The 15,714-nt window shown below is 47.2% G+C and carries 14 protein-coding genes and 1 pseudogene; 8 read left to right on the forward strand and 7 right to left on the reverse strand.

Annotated elements, in window-relative coordinates; all coding sequences use genetic code 11:
- Nucleotides 1–28 precede the first annotated feature (28 nt).
- From ACT6NV_RS05025 to feoB, 3 genes are all read left to right on the forward strand, one after another.
- Nucleotides 29–703: an SCO family protein gene (locus tag ACT6NV_RS05025; protein WP_445386168.1), complete on the forward strand. Its 675-nt coding sequence runs from the start codon at nucleotides 29–31 to the stop codon at nucleotides 701–703.
- A gap of 96 nt (nucleotides 704–799) precedes the next feature.
- Complete coding sequence (locus tag ACT6NV_RS05030; RefSeq protein WP_445386169.1) at nucleotides 800–1,033, forward strand: FeoA family protein; 234 nt, start codon at nucleotides 800–802, stop codon at nucleotides 1,031–1,033.
- Entirely contained in the window at nucleotides 1,030–3,240 is a 2,211-nt protein-coding gene (gene feoB, locus ACT6NV_RS05035; protein WP_445386170.1) for a ferrous iron transport protein B, read from the forward strand. Before ACT6NV_RS05030 ends, feoB begins: the two co-directional genes overlap by 4 nt.
- Nucleotides 3,241–3,389: 149 nt before the next feature.
- On the opposite strand, the gene ACT6NV_RS05040 is transcribed toward feoB, so the two are convergent.
- On the reverse strand, nucleotides 3,390–3,782 hold the full coding sequence (locus ACT6NV_RS05040) for a DUF423 domain-containing protein (RefSeq protein ID WP_445386171.1): 393 nt from the start codon (nucleotides 3,780–3,782) through the stop codon (nucleotides 3,390–3,392).
- A 108-nt stretch (nucleotides 3,783–3,890) separates the two neighbouring features.
- Between ACT6NV_RS05040 and ACT6NV_RS05045 the strand changes: the two genes are divergently transcribed.
- Together ACT6NV_RS05045 and ACT6NV_RS05050 are read left to right on the forward strand one after the other, a co-directional pair.
- Nucleotides 3,891–4,304, forward strand: a complete 414-nt coding sequence (locus tag ACT6NV_RS05045; protein WP_445386172.1) for a hypothetical protein — start codon at nucleotides 3,891–3,893, stop codon at nucleotides 4,302–4,304.
- Nucleotides 4,305–4,396: 92 nt separating this feature from the next.
- On the forward strand, nucleotides 4,397–7,660 hold the full coding sequence (locus ACT6NV_RS05050) for a S41 family peptidase (RefSeq protein WP_445386173.1): 3,264 nt from the start codon (nucleotides 4,397–4,399) through the stop codon (nucleotides 7,658–7,660).
- Between the two features lie 9 nt (nucleotides 7,661–7,669).
- On the opposite strand, the gene ACT6NV_RS05055 is transcribed toward ACT6NV_RS05050, so the two are convergent.
- The 3 genes and pseudogenes from ACT6NV_RS05055 to ACT6NV_RS05065 all read right to left on the reverse strand — a co-directional run.
- Nucleotides 7,670–8,083 (reverse strand): DUF2141 domain-containing protein, encoded by a 414-nt coding sequence (locus ACT6NV_RS05055; protein ID WP_445386174.1) that lies wholly within the window; start codon nucleotides 8,081–8,083, stop codon nucleotides 7,670–7,672.
- Nucleotides 8,084–8,167: 84 nt separating this feature from the next.
- Entirely contained in the window at nucleotides 8,168–8,596 is a 429-nt protein-coding gene (locus ACT6NV_RS05060) for a hypothetical protein (RefSeq protein ID WP_445386175.1), read from the reverse strand.
- Nucleotides 8,593–8,838, reverse strand: a pseudogene (locus tag ACT6NV_RS05065) (alpha/beta hydrolase family protein); the annotation flags it as partial. The gene ACT6NV_RS05060 and the pseudogene ACT6NV_RS05065, both read right to left, overlap by 4 nt.
- 176 nt (nucleotides 8,839–9,014) lie before the next feature.
- Between ACT6NV_RS05065 and ACT6NV_RS05070 the strand changes: the two are divergent.
- The gene (locus ACT6NV_RS05070) at nucleotides 9,015–9,527 is read left to right on the forward strand and encodes a DinB family protein (RefSeq protein WP_445386176.1); all 513 of its coding nucleotides are present in this window, start codon (nucleotides 9,015–9,017) and stop codon (nucleotides 9,525–9,527) included.
- A gap of 42 nt (nucleotides 9,528–9,569) precedes the next feature.
- Here ACT6NV_RS05070 and ACT6NV_RS05075 read toward each other — a convergent pair whose 3' ends face one another.
- Both ACT6NV_RS05075 and ACT6NV_RS05080 read right to left on the reverse strand, forming a co-directional pair.
- On the reverse strand, nucleotides 9,570–10,391 hold the full coding sequence (locus tag ACT6NV_RS05075) for a ZIP family metal transporter (protein ID WP_445386177.1): 822 nt from the start codon (nucleotides 10,389–10,391) through the stop codon (nucleotides 9,570–9,572).
- Nucleotides 10,388–11,050 (reverse strand): metal-dependent transcriptional regulator, encoded by a 663-nt coding sequence (locus ACT6NV_RS05080; RefSeq protein WP_445386178.1) that lies wholly within the window; start codon nucleotides 11,048–11,050, stop codon nucleotides 10,388–10,390. Before ACT6NV_RS05080 ends, ACT6NV_RS05075 begins: the two co-directional genes overlap by 4 nt.
- A 163-nt stretch (nucleotides 11,051–11,213) precedes the next feature.
- Between ACT6NV_RS05080 and ACT6NV_RS05085 the strand changes: the two genes are divergently transcribed.
- On the forward strand, nucleotides 11,214–13,421 hold the full coding sequence (locus ACT6NV_RS05085) for a TonB-dependent receptor (RefSeq protein WP_445386179.1): 2,208 nt from the start codon (nucleotides 11,214–11,216) through the stop codon (nucleotides 13,419–13,421).
- A 52-nt stretch (nucleotides 13,422–13,473) separates the two neighbouring features.
- Nucleotides 13,474–14,625, forward strand: a complete 1,152-nt coding sequence (locus tag ACT6NV_RS05090; RefSeq protein ID WP_445386180.1) for a lycopene cyclase family protein — start codon at nucleotides 13,474–13,476, stop codon at nucleotides 14,623–14,625.
- On the opposite strand, the gene ACT6NV_RS05095 is transcribed toward ACT6NV_RS05090, so the two are convergent.
- Nucleotides 14,609–15,601: a polyprenyl synthetase family protein gene (locus ACT6NV_RS05095; RefSeq protein ID WP_445386181.1), complete on the reverse strand. Its 993-nt coding sequence runs from the start codon at nucleotides 15,599–15,601 to the stop codon at nucleotides 14,609–14,611. The two genes, ACT6NV_RS05090 and ACT6NV_RS05095, sit on opposite strands and share 17 nt — an antisense overlap.
- Between the last annotated feature and the right edge of the window lie 113 nt (nucleotides 15,602–15,714).

Here is a 15,714-nt window from a genome sequence, read left to right on the forward strand (position 1 = left end):
AATCGTACCTTTGTAAAAAATTATTCTGTTGCGCTCTTTTTTCTCAAAATTTAAATGGTTTGCGCTGGTAATGCTGGGGATATCTGCAGTTATTATCTATCTCTTTTACAATGCCTTACAACCTAACAAAACGCTACCCGTGTACCAACCGGCAGATTTCAACCCGGAACTGGTAGATACGGGTATGAACCATATCAAAAAATACCATCGCATTGCAGACTTTTCTTTAATCAATCAGAACGGGGATACTGTAACCCAGGATAATTACAGGGATAAAATCTACATTGCCGACTTCTTTTTTACCACCTGCCCGACCATTTGCCCAATCATGACAGAAAATATGGGCTACCTGCAGGAGCAGTTCCGGGAAGATGATGAAATATTGCTGCTCTCCCATTCGGTGACCCCGGTCAGGGATTCGGTTGCCCAGCTCAAAAGATACGCAGAGGAAAAAGGGGTTATTGATTCTAAATGGAATCTGGTTACCGGAGATAAAAAACAAATCTACCGCCTCGCGCGTCAATCCTATCTGGCTGTTAAAACAGATGGGGATGGCGGACCCTATGACATGATACACACCGAGAATTTTATCCTTATCGATAAAGAAAAACGGATCCGTGGAACCTATGACGGCACCAAGCGGGAAGATATGGATCGACTGCTTGAAGACGTTGCCCTGTTAAAGCGCTCGTATCGGCAATAAACCCTTTTCCTGTCCTTTATTTTTTCCCGGAATGGCATGCCGGGTTGGGTAATTTCCCTTATTTTTGTGCTTACTTAAAATCAATCTAAATAAGAATTGAGCCTTACTATTGCACACTTAAAGCGCGGACAGAAGGGAATTATCAAACAGTTTTCAGAAGACTTGCTGCCAATTAAGCTTTTGGAACTGGGTTGCCTCCCCGGTAATGAAGTAGAAATGATACAGATAGCTCCCTTACAGGACCCTATCTATATCAATGTGAACGGATCCCACATCGCTATAAGACGCACGGTGGCCTTGCAAATTGAACTGGAACCGATAGAATCATGAGCAAGGACATTAAGGTAGCCTTGATTGGAAATCCAAATACAGGTAAAACATCTGTTTTTAATGCGCTTACCGGCCTCAAACAAAAGGTTGGCAATTACCCGGGAATCACAGTCGAAAAAAAACAGGGTATCTGTAAACTTTCCAGAGGGATTAAGGCCCATATCCTGGACCTTCCGGGGACCTACAGTCTCAATACAACCTCCCTGGATGAGAGTGTTGTAGTTGAGTTACTTTTAAACAAGAATGCCCCGGATTTCCCGGATGTGGCCGTGGTGATCACCGATGTTGAAAACCTGAAGCGCAACCTGTTGCTTTTTACCCAGATTAAAGATTTGCGCATCCCCGCTTTGTTGGTTATCAATATGTCAGACAGGATGTCCCGCAAGGGTATAAGCCTGGATGTAGCGGCTCTGGAAAAGAAACTCAACACCAAAATTTCTCTGGTGAGCACCCGTAAAAATCAGGGGCTGGACCAACTAAAACGGCAGATAGAATCCTACAGGGACATTCCGGCCACCCCTTGTGTAGATGTTTCCGTGATTGCTCCGGATTATTTTGAACGCCTTAAAAAAGCATTTCCAAAGGAAGACCTCTACAAACTTTGGGTTGTCATTACCCAGGACGTCAATTTTACGCCCATCGAAAAGCATGGGGCCGTTTCCACCGCAAGTTTCAGTATCAAATCCAAAAGCGAGCTGAAGCGGCTGCAGCACAAAGAAACCATCTTGCGCTATCAATTTATAAATGGTATCCTCAAAGAAACCTATAAGGTAGATCTGGCGGCAGCAAAAGGGCTCAGGGCGAGTTTTGATAAGGTCTTAACCCACAAGGTATTCGGGTACCTGATCTTTTTTATAATCCTGCTTACCATTTTCCAGGCTATTTACGACTGGAGCAGTATTCCGATGGATTTTATAGATGCCCTGTTTGCCACAGCCAGTGAATGGGTAAAGAATACACTCCCTTCGGGGGTTCTGACCAATTTGATTGCAGAAGGAATCATTGCCGGAATCGGTGGAATTGTGATCTTTATTCCTCAGATCGCCTTCCTGTTTTTCTTTATATCCATCCTGGAAGAATCCGGCTATATGAGCCGGGTCGTTTTTCTTATGGACCGGCTTATGCGGCCTTTCGGCCTTAGCGGTAAAAGCGTGGTGCCCCTTATTTCCGGAACTGCCTGTGCCATCCCGGCGGTGATGGCTACCCGAAATATAGAAAATTGGAAAGAGCGACTGATCACCATACTGGTGACTCCTTTTACAACCTGTTCCGCCAGGCTCCCGGTCTACCTCATCATCATTGCCCTGGTGATCCCTGAGGGTCGATTTCTGGGCTTGAGCTACCAGGCACTTACCCTGATGCTATTATATCTGATCGGTTTCGGGGCGGCAATTCTTTCAGCAGCTGTTTTGAACAAGTTGCTAAAGATCAGAAGCCGGACCTTTTTTGTTGTGGAGATGCCCAATTACAAATTACCGTTATGGAAAAACGTATTCTATACGGTGGTGGAGAAGACCAAGAGCTTCGTATACGGTGCAGGAAAAATAATCCTGGCTATCTCTATTGTACTCTGGTTTTTAGGTTCCAACGGCTTCTCTGAAGATTTCCAGAATGCAGAAGAAATTGTAAAAGAACGGGTAGAAAGGCAGGGGTTAAATGCCAACAGTGAGGTCTACATTCAGGATAAAATTGAGCAGTACAAAGCCGCTCTGCCGCAGTCAGTTCAGATACAAGCCGATTCCCTGCAGATACTCAAGTCTGAACTGGAAAACAGGGCGGTACGCCAGGAAATATCGAGCTATCGCCTGGAACACTCCCTGATCGGGCAAATGGGGAAGAGCATCGAGCCGCTTGTACAACCCTTAGGCTACGACTGGAAAATAGGTATTGCCGTGCTCACTTCCTTTGCGGCAAGAGAGGTCTTTGTAGGTACACTGGCCACTATATACAGTGTGGGAAGCGATGAAGAAGAAACGATCAAGAACCGTATGGCAGCGGAAATAAATGAACAAAACGGAAAACCCTTGTTTAACCTGGCCTCCGGGATTTCTCTTTTATTGTTCTATGCCTTTGCCATGCAGTGTATGAGTACACTGGCCGTAGTTAAACGCGAGACCAACAGCTGGAAGTGGCCTATTTTGCAATTAGCGCTGATGAGTTCCTTTGCCTATCTTGTTGCTTTTGCAGCTTATCAAATACTGAGCTGAGATGTGGACCTTTCAGCACATTCTGGTTTATTTAATTGTAATCCTGGCGGTAGGCTATTTGCTGCGGAAGTATGTATGGTCGGGTTTGAATAAAAAGAAGGGAGCCAAAAAATCAGGCGATTGTGGCCCGGATTGCGGTTGCCACTGAATTACAGCAGGTTTGCAATAAAGGAATACCCCAGCAGGGCCCATCCAAGTAGCAACATTAACCCTCCGGCAGGGGTCACTGGCCCTAAAAAACGCCATTTTTTTCCCTTAGCATTGCTCCAGACCAGGGCATATATGCTGAAAGAAAAAAAGAAGGTCCCTAAAATGAAGGCCCGGCTGATGTAAACATCCAGATCTGTAGTAAAGCTAAGGTTAAAGCTGAGTACGAGCAGGACAACCGCATGAATTAGCTGATACCGTACCGCTGTTTCGAAACTCTGCAATTGCGCCGCTTCCAGTTTATTTCGCAGCACATGGGCTCCGAAAGCCCCAAGTAAGACCCCTGTAAACCCATACAGTGCTGCAAAAAGCTGGCTGATTAATATTTGTTCCATAGTGTGTGTGTTTTAATAGAAATACTGTGCACAGAGTGTCTAAAGATATCCGATTATTAATTTGATTCTTCCTCCTGAAATAAATATCTTGAAATAAATTCATAAAGGATGCGTATTATACCTTATTTACTCTGCCTGGCCCTAGTTTTTAGCGTCAGTTGTGGCAGTTCTACAAAAAGTGCTTCTACCGCTGATGGTGAAAATGTACAGGCGCGCCTGGACCGCAAGAACAGTGCGGTCATTCCGCTGATAACCCGGATCAGGAGAATCCCGGGCATTGCAGTGGAAAACGGGGTACCCGTTTTTGTTAAAAACAATAATTCCTTTCAGGCTGGGGTTACCCAGGAGCCGCTATATGTAGTTGACGGTTTAATCATCGGGAATTCCTATAGTCGGGTCAGGGACATTGTCCAGCCCGTAGATGTCGATAAAATCGTAGGCTTGTCCGGTGCGGATGCCGCATTTTATGGATCCAGAGGGTCTAATGGGGTAATTGTTATCACAACCCGCAAAGGAGAATAGGCACTTGATCACTGCTCACTCATTTATTTGTCAAAACTCCTGCTCATTTTGACAGTTGTAATGTTTTATCTGTTGTAACCGCTAAAATTATTATGAGAAAACTTTTTGTTTGCCTCCTGTTCACTATTGTTACAGGTGGATACTCCCAGGGAACACAACTGCTGCGGCAACCCACCATTTCTTCAGAATCGGTGGTATTTGTATATGCCAACGACCTCTGGAAAACCTCCTTTGAAGGAGGCAAGGCCATAAGGCTTACTTCTGATGAAGGGAGTGAGTCCTACCCGCATTTTTCTCCCGATGGAAAAAGCATTGCTTTCTCAGGCCAATATGACGGAAACACGGATGTCTTTATCATTCCTTCATCAGGCGGAGAGCCCAAAAGATTAACCTTCCACCCCGGGGCAGACATTGTGCAGGGGTGGACGCCCGATGGTAAAGTTGTTTTCCGTTCCGGTCGGGAATCCCATCCCACCCAAACCAATAACCTCTATTCCATAGGGGTTGAGGGAGGCTGGCCGCAAGCTGTTGGCGTTCCCAGGGCAGCCTATGGTGAAATTTCGGAAGACGGGAAGCATATCGCCTACACGCCCATTAACCCCTGGGATCCTGAATGGCGGAACTACCGCGGGGGACAGGCTTTGCCGGTTTGGATCGTAAATTTGGAAACCAAGGAACTTCAGCGTACCCCCCAAAAAGACCGGGAAAGGCACCTGGACCCCGTATGGTATCAGGGAAGCGTATTCTATATTTCCGAGAGGGATTACACAGCCAATATCTGGTCTTTTGATCCCGGGTCTGGCGAAGAGAAACAACACACTTTTCACAAACAATTTGATGTAAAAAGCCTGGATGCCGGTCCGTCTGGAATTATTTACGAACAGGGGGGCTACCTGCATTTACTTAACCCTTCTACGGATGAGAGCCGCCAACTGCAGGTTGAGGTACAGGGGGACATGAATTTCGCAAGAGCGCGCTGGGAGTCTTTAAAAGGGAATCAACTTTCCAACCCGCAATTGTCCCCAAACGGAAAAAGAGCCCTTTTTGAACACAGGGGTGAAATTTTCAGTGTTCCGGTTGAAAAAGGAAGCTGGAGAAACCTGTCTAATAGTTCAGGAGTGGCAGACCGTTTTCCGGTATGGTCCCCGAAAGGAAACAAAATTGCCTGGTTCAGCGATGCTTCCGGGGAGTATGAACTGCTGGTTTCTGACCAGAAGGGTCTCAAGGAAAGGACCTATTCCCTGCCGCAACCTACATTCTTCTTTCGCCCTGCCTGGTCCCCGGACGAAAAAAACATCGCATTTACGGATACGGATTACAACATCTGGATAGTGAACCTGGAGAAAGGCAGCAGTACCAAGGTGGCATCAGACCAATATGCCCACCCCAACCGCGACATGAACCCGGTATGGTCTCCGGATGGAAAATGGATTGCCTACAGCAGGCAGCTGAATAGTCATTTCAAAGCTCTGTTTGCCTATAATATTCAAAGTGGAAAAACACTTCAGCTAACCGATGGGATGGCAGATGCCAGCAGCCCTGCCTGGGATGCGTCTGGAAATTACCTGTATTTTCTGGCCAGTACCGACTACGGCCTGCAATCAGGATGGCTGGATATGAGTTCCGTTGATGTCCCCTATTCCAGAAGCCTTTATGCTTTGGTACTTGCTGCAGATGGGAAAGCCCCTAACCTTCCGGAGAGCGACGAGGAAGGTGTCACTGAAAATGCCAAACCGATCCCGGATACCAAAGAAGGTTCCGGTTCGTCCGAAAAGAAGGTAACCGTTACAATAGATGCCAGCGGGCTAGGCAAACGTATCATTCCGCTGGATATTCCGGAACGGGTCTATACCAGCTTGCAGGCAGGACCGGAGAAAATCATATTTATTAGTGAGCAGCTTCCCAATTCAGCCGGAACCCGCCTCCATAGATACAAGGTTGAGGACGAAAAGCCTGAAACCTTTGCAGAGGGAATTTCCGATTTTGTGGTCTCTGCATCCGGAGAACAAATCCTGGTCCAACAGGGTAGTGATTGGAAAGTTGGGAAAACTGCCGATAAAGACCTTTCAGGTGCTGAATCCCTGAAAACTGACATCCGGTTAAAAGTAGTGCCTACCGAAGAATACCAACAAATATTCCGGGAAGGCTGGCGTTTTATGCGAGACTTCCTCTATGTGAACAATGTTCACGGGGCACCCTGGGATGCTGTTTATTCATGGTATTCGCCATGGATTAAGCACGTAAGGCATCGCACTGACCTCAACTATGTAGTAGATATTCTAAGCGGTGAAGTGGCCATAGGACATTCGTTTGTTTCGGGAGGGGACCAGCCAGACCTGGACCGTGTTCCCGTAGGATTACTTGGTTGTGATTTTACATTGGAAAACGGACGTTATCGCATTGAAAGGATATACGATGGAGAGCAGTGGAACCCTGAGGTATATGCCCCATTGGGACTTCCCGGACTGGGGGTCAGTGAGGGAGATTATCTGCTGGCGGTTAATGGAAGGGAGTTACGCGAGGGAATGAACCCTTTTGAACTACTGGAGCAAACGGCCGGGCGGGAAATTTACCTGACCATTGGCAAGGATGCCCGTGGGAACACTTCCAAAGATGTGCTTGTAAAGCCGGTCAATAATGAAAACAGCCTGCGTACCTTTTCCTGGATTGAAGAGAATCGCAGGAAGGTAGACAGCCTCTCCGGCGGAAAGCTGGCCTATGTATATGTCCCGAACACGTCCGGAAGGGGATTTGAATACTTTAACCGTTATTATTTTGCCCAGCAGGACCGTAAAGGGGTAATTATTGATGAGCGTAACAACGGGGGTGGCTATGCTGCCGATTATATGATCGATATTATGGACAGAGAACTCTTTGGCTACTTCAATAGCAAGACCGAAAGCAACCGCCCCTGGACTACTCCTATGGCAGGGATCTGGGGCCCCAAGGTTATGCTTATCAACGAAAGCTCGGGCTCAGGTGGGGATTTATTGCCCTATATGTTCCACGCCAAAGAACTGGGTCCGCTCATAGGCACCCGGACCTGGGGTGGTCTGGTGGGTACCTGGGATACCCCCCGCTTTATCGATGGGGGGCGAATGGTCGCTCCCAGGGGTGGCTTCTTTGACCTGAACGGGGAATGGGCTGTTGAAGGAGAAGGGGTTAGCCCGGATATTGAAGTTATTCAGGACCCTGCTGCCGTGTCTGAGGGGAAAGACCCTCAATTGGAAAAAGCCATTGAGGTCGCTCTTGATCTTCTGAAAAAAGGTGAAATTACACTACCAAAAGAACCGGCTGCACCTGTGCGCTGGAAACGCCCGGATGGGTTTCAGGTAAAGCCGCAGGGAGAACGTTAATACTGCTCCCTACTCTATCTGAACAGAAATGCTTGATACGGACGGGATCTGAAGCTTGCAGTCTTCAAAACTGGGAGGGCCGAATGCCTTCATCCGGGAGTTTGAAAAGCCCATGGGTTCCCTTGGGATCCCAATCCAGTTGGTGTCCAGCTTTTCGTTGCCGTTTTCATCGTGAAAAATGGCCAGGGCGTATTCTCCTTCGGGCAAATCCTCAAATTTCAATTGGGTAATTCCTTTTTTTGCTTTTGTACTGTCTGAACGAAAAACCCCTTCTATTTTAAGGAAACCTTCTTTCTGGTTATAAAGAGCCACCTGTATAAGGCCTTCGGAAGTTTGCACCCCCTCCACCCTTACTTCCAGGGTGTTCTGACCAAAAATACCCAGGGGGGTCATCAAAATAAGCAACAAAAAGGTAAATTTCATCAGCGCTTTAATTGCAGCAAAGATAATCCTGTGGAATTATAAAAATTCTTATCCCTTTCATAAAATTCTGAACGGTAACCGGATTTAGTTTTCCCCGGCTTTTATTTTTTCCCGCAGTAAATGATACATGGATACGGTCTCGAGGGAATCAGTAAAATTCATGTAGATATAAATAGAATCACTATATGTGAGCTTAATCTTTTGCTGTCTCAGATCATCTACATAAACATAAACCTTGCGCTCCGGGTAAAGGGAGTCCTTAAATACTCCTTTTTCCCTGCTTCCTGCCGAAAAACCATGCTCCCGTTCCATCTGCGGCAACTTTTGACTCCACTCCACTGCAGTGATATCCTTATAAGGCAGTTCCCTATAATAAAAGCCGGAGATGATTTGCATCCGATCTGGTTCCAGGCGGGTCCAGTTATGGTAGTGCAGCATAAAAGCCAATAAAGAGAGTAGTACACTCAGGCCAAGTACAACATTCCAAAACCATTTTCTGTTTTTCCTTTTCATTCGGCCTTTTTGTCTGTACGGTATTTATCCATCCAGGCGAGGGTATGGGCAATCTTGCTGATCAGATTACTGGGGCGATTAGCTATCCCGTGGCTGGCCTCCGGTATTTCAACCAATACGGTTTCGATCTTCCGGAGTTTCAGGGCGTGATAAAGCTGTTTGGCCTCGCTGGGAGGAGTGCGTAAATCATTCATCCCTACCATTACCATGGTAGGCGTTTCAATATTTCCAACCAGGGAGAGTAGACAATTGCGCTTCATAGCAGAGTGTATTTCATATTTGATCCTAAAAATACTACTTCCATAGCAAAGAGAATGTTTGAAGAGAAAAAATAGGTCGCGATCAATTCCAATCTCTTCAATCTTATCGCTATCTTTAATAGCTTACATCAACTTTAACCCAATTAAATTCAAACCCTATGAAAAAATTACTATGCCTTTGTCTGGGAATACTGGCGTATTCCGGTTTTGCCCAGGGCGACATGACAACGGCCAGCATCAATGGAATGCTGGATCGGGTACAGGGCCAAACGCTGCAACTCGCCCAGGCTTTTGACGAGGAACAGATGGACTGGCGCCCGGCAGATGGTATCCGATCTGTTGGGGAGACCATCCTGCACACCGCGGCGACCAATTACTATATTGCCATGAAAATGGGATACGCGCCGCCTGAGGATGTGAATATGATGACTATGGAAACCATAAAAGGCAAAGATGCCATCATAGAAGCTTATACAAAGTCATCTGATTTTATAAAAGATAAAATCAATATGGAAGATTCCGGGAACCTGGGAGAAGAGGTAGATCTTGGTTTTGCAAAACTCAGCCGGCTCTCTGCCCTTTTAATTGTATTGGAACACAGCGGGGAACACAAGGGGCAGCTTATTGCTTATGCCCGTTCCAACGGAGTGGTACCTCCCTGGAGCAACTGATCTGACAAATTTGTTAGACCCGGCCCGCGAGGCCGGGTTTTTTTAGCTGAGGCCCACATCCAGGGCCATCATGATAATAAACCCTCCAATAAATCCCATGGTAGCTATATCAGTGTATTTGTCCTGCTGGGTTTCGGGGATCACTTCTTCGACCACTACAAAAATCATGGCCCCGGCCGCAAAAGACAGTGCATAAGGAAGGATGGGTTGAAAGGTCATAACGGCCCAGGCCCCCAGAACAGCGGCAATCGGCTCCACAACCGCAGAGGCCTGCCCATACAACCAGCTTTTGTAGCGGCTTAAACCATGCCTTCTCAGGGGCATGGCAACTGCAAAACCTTCCGGAAAATTCTGAAGCCCAATACCCAGAGCCAGGGCAACGGCCCCGCCAATGGAAGCCCCTTCAAAACCAGCAGCTACCCCCCCAAAAAGGACCCCTACCGCCAGCCCTTCCGGGATATTGTGCAGGGTAATGGCAAGGGTAAGCAGGGTAGTTCTCCTCCACGGAGTTTTAATCCCTTCCTTTTCACTTTCTTTAAAATTGATATGGATATGCGGCAGGACCTTATCCAGCCCAAAGATAAATACCGCACCAAGCAGGAAACCCACAGCGGCGGGGATCACCTTGATAAATCCTTCCCCCGGGCTCATTTCAATCCCCGGGGCCAGAAGGCTCCAGAAACTCGCGGCAACCATAACACCCCCGGTGAAGCCCAGCATTCCGTCCAGGACGGCCCGGTTCATTGTTTTAAACAAAAAGACAAGAGCAGCACCCAAAGCGGTGAGCCCCCAGGTAAACAGGGTGGCGTAAAACGCCGCCAGCACGGGGTTAATACTTTCAAAGTACTGGATTACTTCATTCATGGTTGTTGTATTGGTTTTACGTAAAGGTTGGAAGCAATCAGATGCGAAATCTGTAAGGTTTGTTCCCCTATGGCTATCAGCATGGATTGGTCAAAAGCCTCTTTTTCGAGAATTTTTATGGATTGCCCCAGGGCGATATGGTTTTTATCAAGGAATTTTAAAAAGGGGGCTGAAGAATCTTTGACCCCCACGCAGATACCCGATTGGTTTACAGGCATGGCACTTAAAAGCGTTTTTTCCCGAGACTTAAACTGTCCGTTTTTATCCGGAATGGGGTCGCCGTGCGGATCAAAATCCGGATACTCCAGCAGGGCATCGAGGCGGTCTATCAGCTTTTCACTCTCAATGTGTTCCAATTGCTCGGCTACCTCATGGACCTCATCCCAGGTGAAATCCAGTTTTTCGACCAGGAACACCTCCCACAGGCGGTGTTTTCGAATGATTCTAAGAGCCTGCCGACTCCCTTTTTCTGTAAGGGATACCCCCTGGTATTTCCGGTAGTTCAGCAGGTCTTTTTCGGCAAGCTTTTTAACCATGTCGGTAACCGAAGACGGCTTGGTTTCCATCTTGGTTGCAATGGCATTAGTAGAAACCACTTCTTTCCCGGCCCGGCTGATATGGTAGATCTCCTTGATGTAATTTTCTTCCGAATGTGTCACTTCCAGAATTTAATTTCCAAAGTTACATTTTTATTTATAAAAACATATTTTTAGATTTGTCTAAATTTTAATTTACAAATAGGTAAAACTTGTGGCCAACACCCTTAAAATAGCAGTTATATTGATCCTGTTTCCATTTCTTGCAAATGCTCAGGATTTAACAATGTCCGGGTATATAACAGGTTCCGATGGACCGGTCCCTCTGGCCAATGTATACCTGAAAGAACTAAAAAGGGGTACAGCCACAGATGATTCGGGATGGTTTGAAATGGAAAATGTCCCGGAGGGCAAATACACGCTTATTGTTTCTGCACTTGGTTATCAAACCATCCGAAAACCCATCAGCCTGGGCAGCGAAACAGCTTCCCCCCTAACAATTGTGCTGGAGGATCAGTCGGAAAGCCTGGATGAAACGGTAGTTACAGGAACGCTGAAAGCCGTAAGGCGATCCGAAAGCCCGGTTCCCGTAGAGGTGTATTCTCCCACTTTTATCAAGAAGAACCCAACCCCAAACATCTTTGAAGCCCTGCAACTCGTTAATGGGGTCCGTCCACAGATCAATTGTAATGTTTGCAATACGGGAGACATCCATATCAACGGCCTTGAGGGTCCATACACACTTGTTCTCATCGATGGGATGCCCATAGTAAGCGGCCTGGGTACCGTTTATGGGCTTTCTGGTATTCCCAATGCAATCATTGAGCAGATTGAAATTGTGAAAGGCCCTGCCTCCAGCTTATATGGCAGTGAGGCGGTGGGTGGCCTGATCAACGTCATCACCAAAAACACACTGAGCGCTCCTGAAGTGTTTGCAGACGGCTTCGCAACCGGTTGGGGTGAATACAATATTGATGCGGGCGGAAAGGCCAGCCTGGGCAATAAAACCGATCTGCTGCTCGGATTAAATTATTTCAAATACGACACGCCCATTGACCAGAATGGTGATAATTTTACAGACCTCACCCTGCAGGATCGTATTTCCATTTTTCAGAAACTGAATGTCAGAAGGCCCAACAGCCGGATTCTTAGTCTGGCAGGGCGATTTTTTTACGAAGACCGCTGGGGAGGCGAAATGCAATGGACCCCTGAATTTCGGGGAGGAGACGAAATTTATGGTGAAAGCATTTACACCCGCAGGTGGGAAGTGCTTGGCAAGTACCAACTCCCCTTTTCCGAAAAGATGATGCTGTCCGTCTCCTTCAATGACCACCGGCAGAATTCGGTTTACGGGGATGTACCCTATCTGGCCGACCAGCGCATTGGGTTCAGCCAGCTAACCTGGGATAAAGAGGCTGGCAAGCACGACCTGCTGTTTGGATCGGCCCTCCGCTATAATTACTATGACGACAATACCCCGGCCACAGCTTCCGGTGGCTTGAATGATCCGGATGAAATCTGGATCCCCAGCTTGTTTGTACAGGACGAATACAGCTTTAACCCATCGCATTCCCTGCTGCTGGGCCTCCGTTACGATTACGACCGCAGGCATGGAAATATTGTGACCCCCCGCCTGGCCTATAAATGGAAACTTTCAGATTTTGATATCCTCAGGCTGAATGCCGGCACCGGCTTTCGGGTGGTAAACCTCTTTACGGAAGAACACGCAGCCCTTACCGGTGCCAGGGAGGTGGTTATAGCAGAGGAACTCCAACCGGAACGCACCTGGAACGTCAACCTGAATTATATGAAAAAGGTATACGCCAGCAGTGGCGTGTTCCTTGGGCTGGACGCTTCCCTTTTCTATACCTATTTTACCAATCAGATCCTCCCGGATTACGACACCAATCCCAACCAGATCTTATACGATAACCTGGATGGTACTTCTGTGTCCAGGGGAATAAGTGCAAACCTGGATGCCGTATTCCCAAACGGCCTGAAATTTCTCTTGGGGGCAACCCTGCAGGATGTGAGCAATAAGGAAAATGGAGTGAGGCGGCGGCAGATACTTACAGAAAGTTTTATGGCTACCTGGAATGTTTCCTATGATATCCGGTCCCTTAAACTGAGCCTGGACTATACCGGGAACCTGTATGGCCCCATGAGGCTTCCACTCCTTGGTGAGCTGGATCCCAGAGAGGAATATTCCCCTTACTGGAGTATACAGAATATTCAGCTCACATATAAAGGTATCCCGAATTTCGAAATATACGGCGGTATCAAAAACCTGCTAGACTGGACCCCGAACCGGGGGAATCCGTTTATAATTGCTCGGGCCAACGATCCCTTCGACCGGAATGTCACCTTCGATGCTCAGGGAAATGCCGTTCCCACAGCAAATAATCCATACGGGTTAACCTTTGACCCTTCATACGTATATGGGCCCAACCAGGGTATCCGGGGGTTTGTAGGAATGCGGTACCGGATAAATTAAAGAGCAAAGCCTGAATCAGAATTCGTATTTTAGCCAGGCTTGTCCGGGATTCATGGAAAGATTTGACTATATAATTGTAGGTGGCGGGGCTTCGGGCCTGCTGCTGGCAGATGCACTGGGTTCCGATCCCTATTTCCGGGAAAAACGGATTGCCCTCATTGAAAGGGAATCCAAAACTAGCAATGACCGCACCTGGTGTTTTTGGGAACAAGGGCCCGGGCCCTTCGATGATATCCTCTTCCGCCAATGGGATAACCTTCGCTTTAAAGGTCCTGATTTTGAAAAAAAACTTCCCTTGGGGGATTTCAGCTATAAAATGCTGCGGGCAGATGCCTTTTACAAGGCATATTATGCACGAATCGCCTCCTATCCCAATATAGAATTCATTAAGGATGCTGTGCTGGAGATACAGGAAAGCGGGGACGGAGCAGAAGTTATTACGCAAGCCAACCAATACAGGGCAAATTTGGTGTTCAGCAGTGTCCTTTTCCAACCGCTGGAACCCCTTATGAAACCCTATCCCGTACTCAAACAGCATTTTCTGGGGTGGCATATAAAAACCAAAAGGCCTGCTTTTGATGCACAGGCGGCCACCTTTATGGATTTTAGCATTCCACAGAGCGGGAATACCCGATTTATGTATATCCTGCCTTTTAGCGATTCGGAGGCGATTGTGGAATACACCCTGTTTTCCGAAGACCTCTTGGAAACTTCAGAATACGAAAAAGCCCTTAAGGATTACATAAAGAACGACCTGCATTGCGAAGCCTATGAAATAATAGACACGGAGCGCGGTAGTATCCCGATGACCTCCAACCATTTTACGGCTGCAGACAGCGACCATATAATCCATATCGGGATTGCAGGGGGCTGGGCCAAAGCTAGTACCGGCTATACCTTCTGGAGCAGTACCCAAAAAGCTCAAAAACTGGTGAAGGCCCTGAAAACCGGATCGAAATTGCAGATGGCTTCCAAAAATAAGTTCTGGTATTACGATATGTTGCTTTTAAGCGTGCTGGCCAGGCACAATAATAGGGGAAGTGAAGTTTTTTCGGCTCTTTTTAAAACCTTAGAACCGGAAATTATCCTGCGCTTTCTGCATGAACAGACCTCCCTGGCTGAAGATTTCAGGATTATCAATTCTTCGCCTAAAAAAATGTTTATCGGGGCCTTCTGGCATGCCCTGGTTAATAATCTCTTTTAAGCAGCCAATTTCCGAATTCGTGCAGTTGTTCCCGTTTGGCCTGGGGAATATTGAGCAATTCGAGCTGTTTAAAGGCCTGCTGGGTATACTCCTCAATTTTGTTGCGGGTGTCCCCTTTGGCCCCCGTGGTATCAAACAGTTCGGATACCCTTTTAATTTTTGATGCCGGGTCCCGTGGCTGAATGGAGTACAGGTCCAGTAATTCCCTGGCAACTTCCTGTGATCCCAATTCGCGTGCCCTCAAATAGAGGTAGGTCTTTTTATTTTCGATAATGTCCCCGCCCACCTGTTTTCCAAAGTTCTCCGGATTCCCGAAAACATCCAGGTAGTCATCCTGGAGCTGGAAAGCCAGCCCCAGATAAAGCCCGTAGGCATAAAGGGCCTCCTGGTCCGTTGTCCCGGCTCCGGCAACCATGGCTCCCATTTTAAGGGCACACCCGACCAAAACGGCTGTCTTGTACTCAATCATGTGCAGGTATTCCGGAATGGTTACATCTTCCCGGCTTTCAAAATCCATATCGTATTGCTGACCTTCGCATACTTCCAGGGCCGTTTTGGAAAAGATCTCCACCAGGGGTTTAAAGAGGGAAGGTTCAAAGGCCTGTAGTTGTTGATAAGCTTTTACGAGCATGGCATCACCCGATAAGATCGCGGTGTTCGTATTCCATTTTTTGTGTACAGTTGGTTGCCCCCTGCGGATGGGAGCCTGGTCCATGATATCGTCGTGAATCAGCGAAAAATTATGAAATACCTCAACTGCTGCAGCTGCCGGCAAGGCTTTCCCGGAGTGGTTTCCATATAAGTCCGCAGCAAGTAGGACCAGTAACGGCCGTATCCGTTTTCCGCCAAGATCAAGAATATAAGATATGGGGTTGTACAATTCTCTGGGTTCCCCAAACTGCATGGCACTATCCATATAGGCATCGAAAGCCTGTCTATAGGTTTTCAGCGATTCTGTCATGGGGTAAATGTACATATAAGCTCCGGCGATTTACAAGGACTGCGATAAATTTTATGAAATCAAAAAGTATTTGTTAAAAAATCGTAAAACTTAGGAAACTTTTTTTGTATCAAAAGTTTCCTGCTGTA

The organism is Robiginitalea insularis (assembly GCF_052497835.1).

Coding starts and splice junctions, on each gene's coding strand:
- ACT6NV_RS05070 (WP_445386176.1), top strand. CDS start 9,015: ATGAAAAAATTACTATGCCTTTGTCTGGGAATACTGGCGTATTCCGGT.
- ACT6NV_RS05055 (WP_445386174.1), bottom strand. CDS start 8,083: ATGAAATTTACCTTTTTGTTGCTTATTTTGATGACCCCCCTGGGTATT.
- ACT6NV_RS05040 (WP_445386171.1), bottom strand. CDS start 3,782: ATGGAACAAATATTAATCAGCCAGCTTTTTGCAGCACTGTATGGGTTT.
- ACT6NV_RS05085 (WP_445386179.1), top strand. CDS start 11,214: ATGTCCGGGTATATAACAGGTTCCGATGGACCGGTCCCTCTGGCCAAT.
- ACT6NV_RS05095 (WP_445386181.1), bottom strand. CDS start 15,601: ATGTACATTTACCCCATGACAGAATCGCTGAAAACCTATAGACAGGCT.
- feoB (WP_445386170.1), top strand. CDS start 1,030: ATGAGCAAGGACATTAAGGTAGCCTTGATTGGAAATCCAAATACAGGT.
- ACT6NV_RS05060 (WP_445386175.1), bottom strand. CDS start 8,596: ATGAAAAGGAAAAACAGAAAATGGTTTTGGAATGTTGTACTTGGCCTG.
- ACT6NV_RS05090 (WP_445386180.1), top strand. CDS start 13,474: ATGGAAAGATTTGACTATATAATTGTAGGTGGCGGGGCTTCGGGCCTG.
- ACT6NV_RS05050 (WP_445386173.1), top strand. CDS start 4,397: ATGAGAAAACTTTTTGTTTGCCTCCTGTTCACTATTGTTACAGGTGGA.
- ACT6NV_RS05045 (WP_445386172.1), top strand. CDS start 3,891: ATGCGTATTATACCTTATTTACTCTGCCTGGCCCTAGTTTTTAGCGTC.
- ACT6NV_RS05075 (WP_445386177.1), bottom strand. CDS start 10,391: ATGAATGAAGTAATCCAGTACTTTGAAAGTATTAACCCCGTGCTGGCG.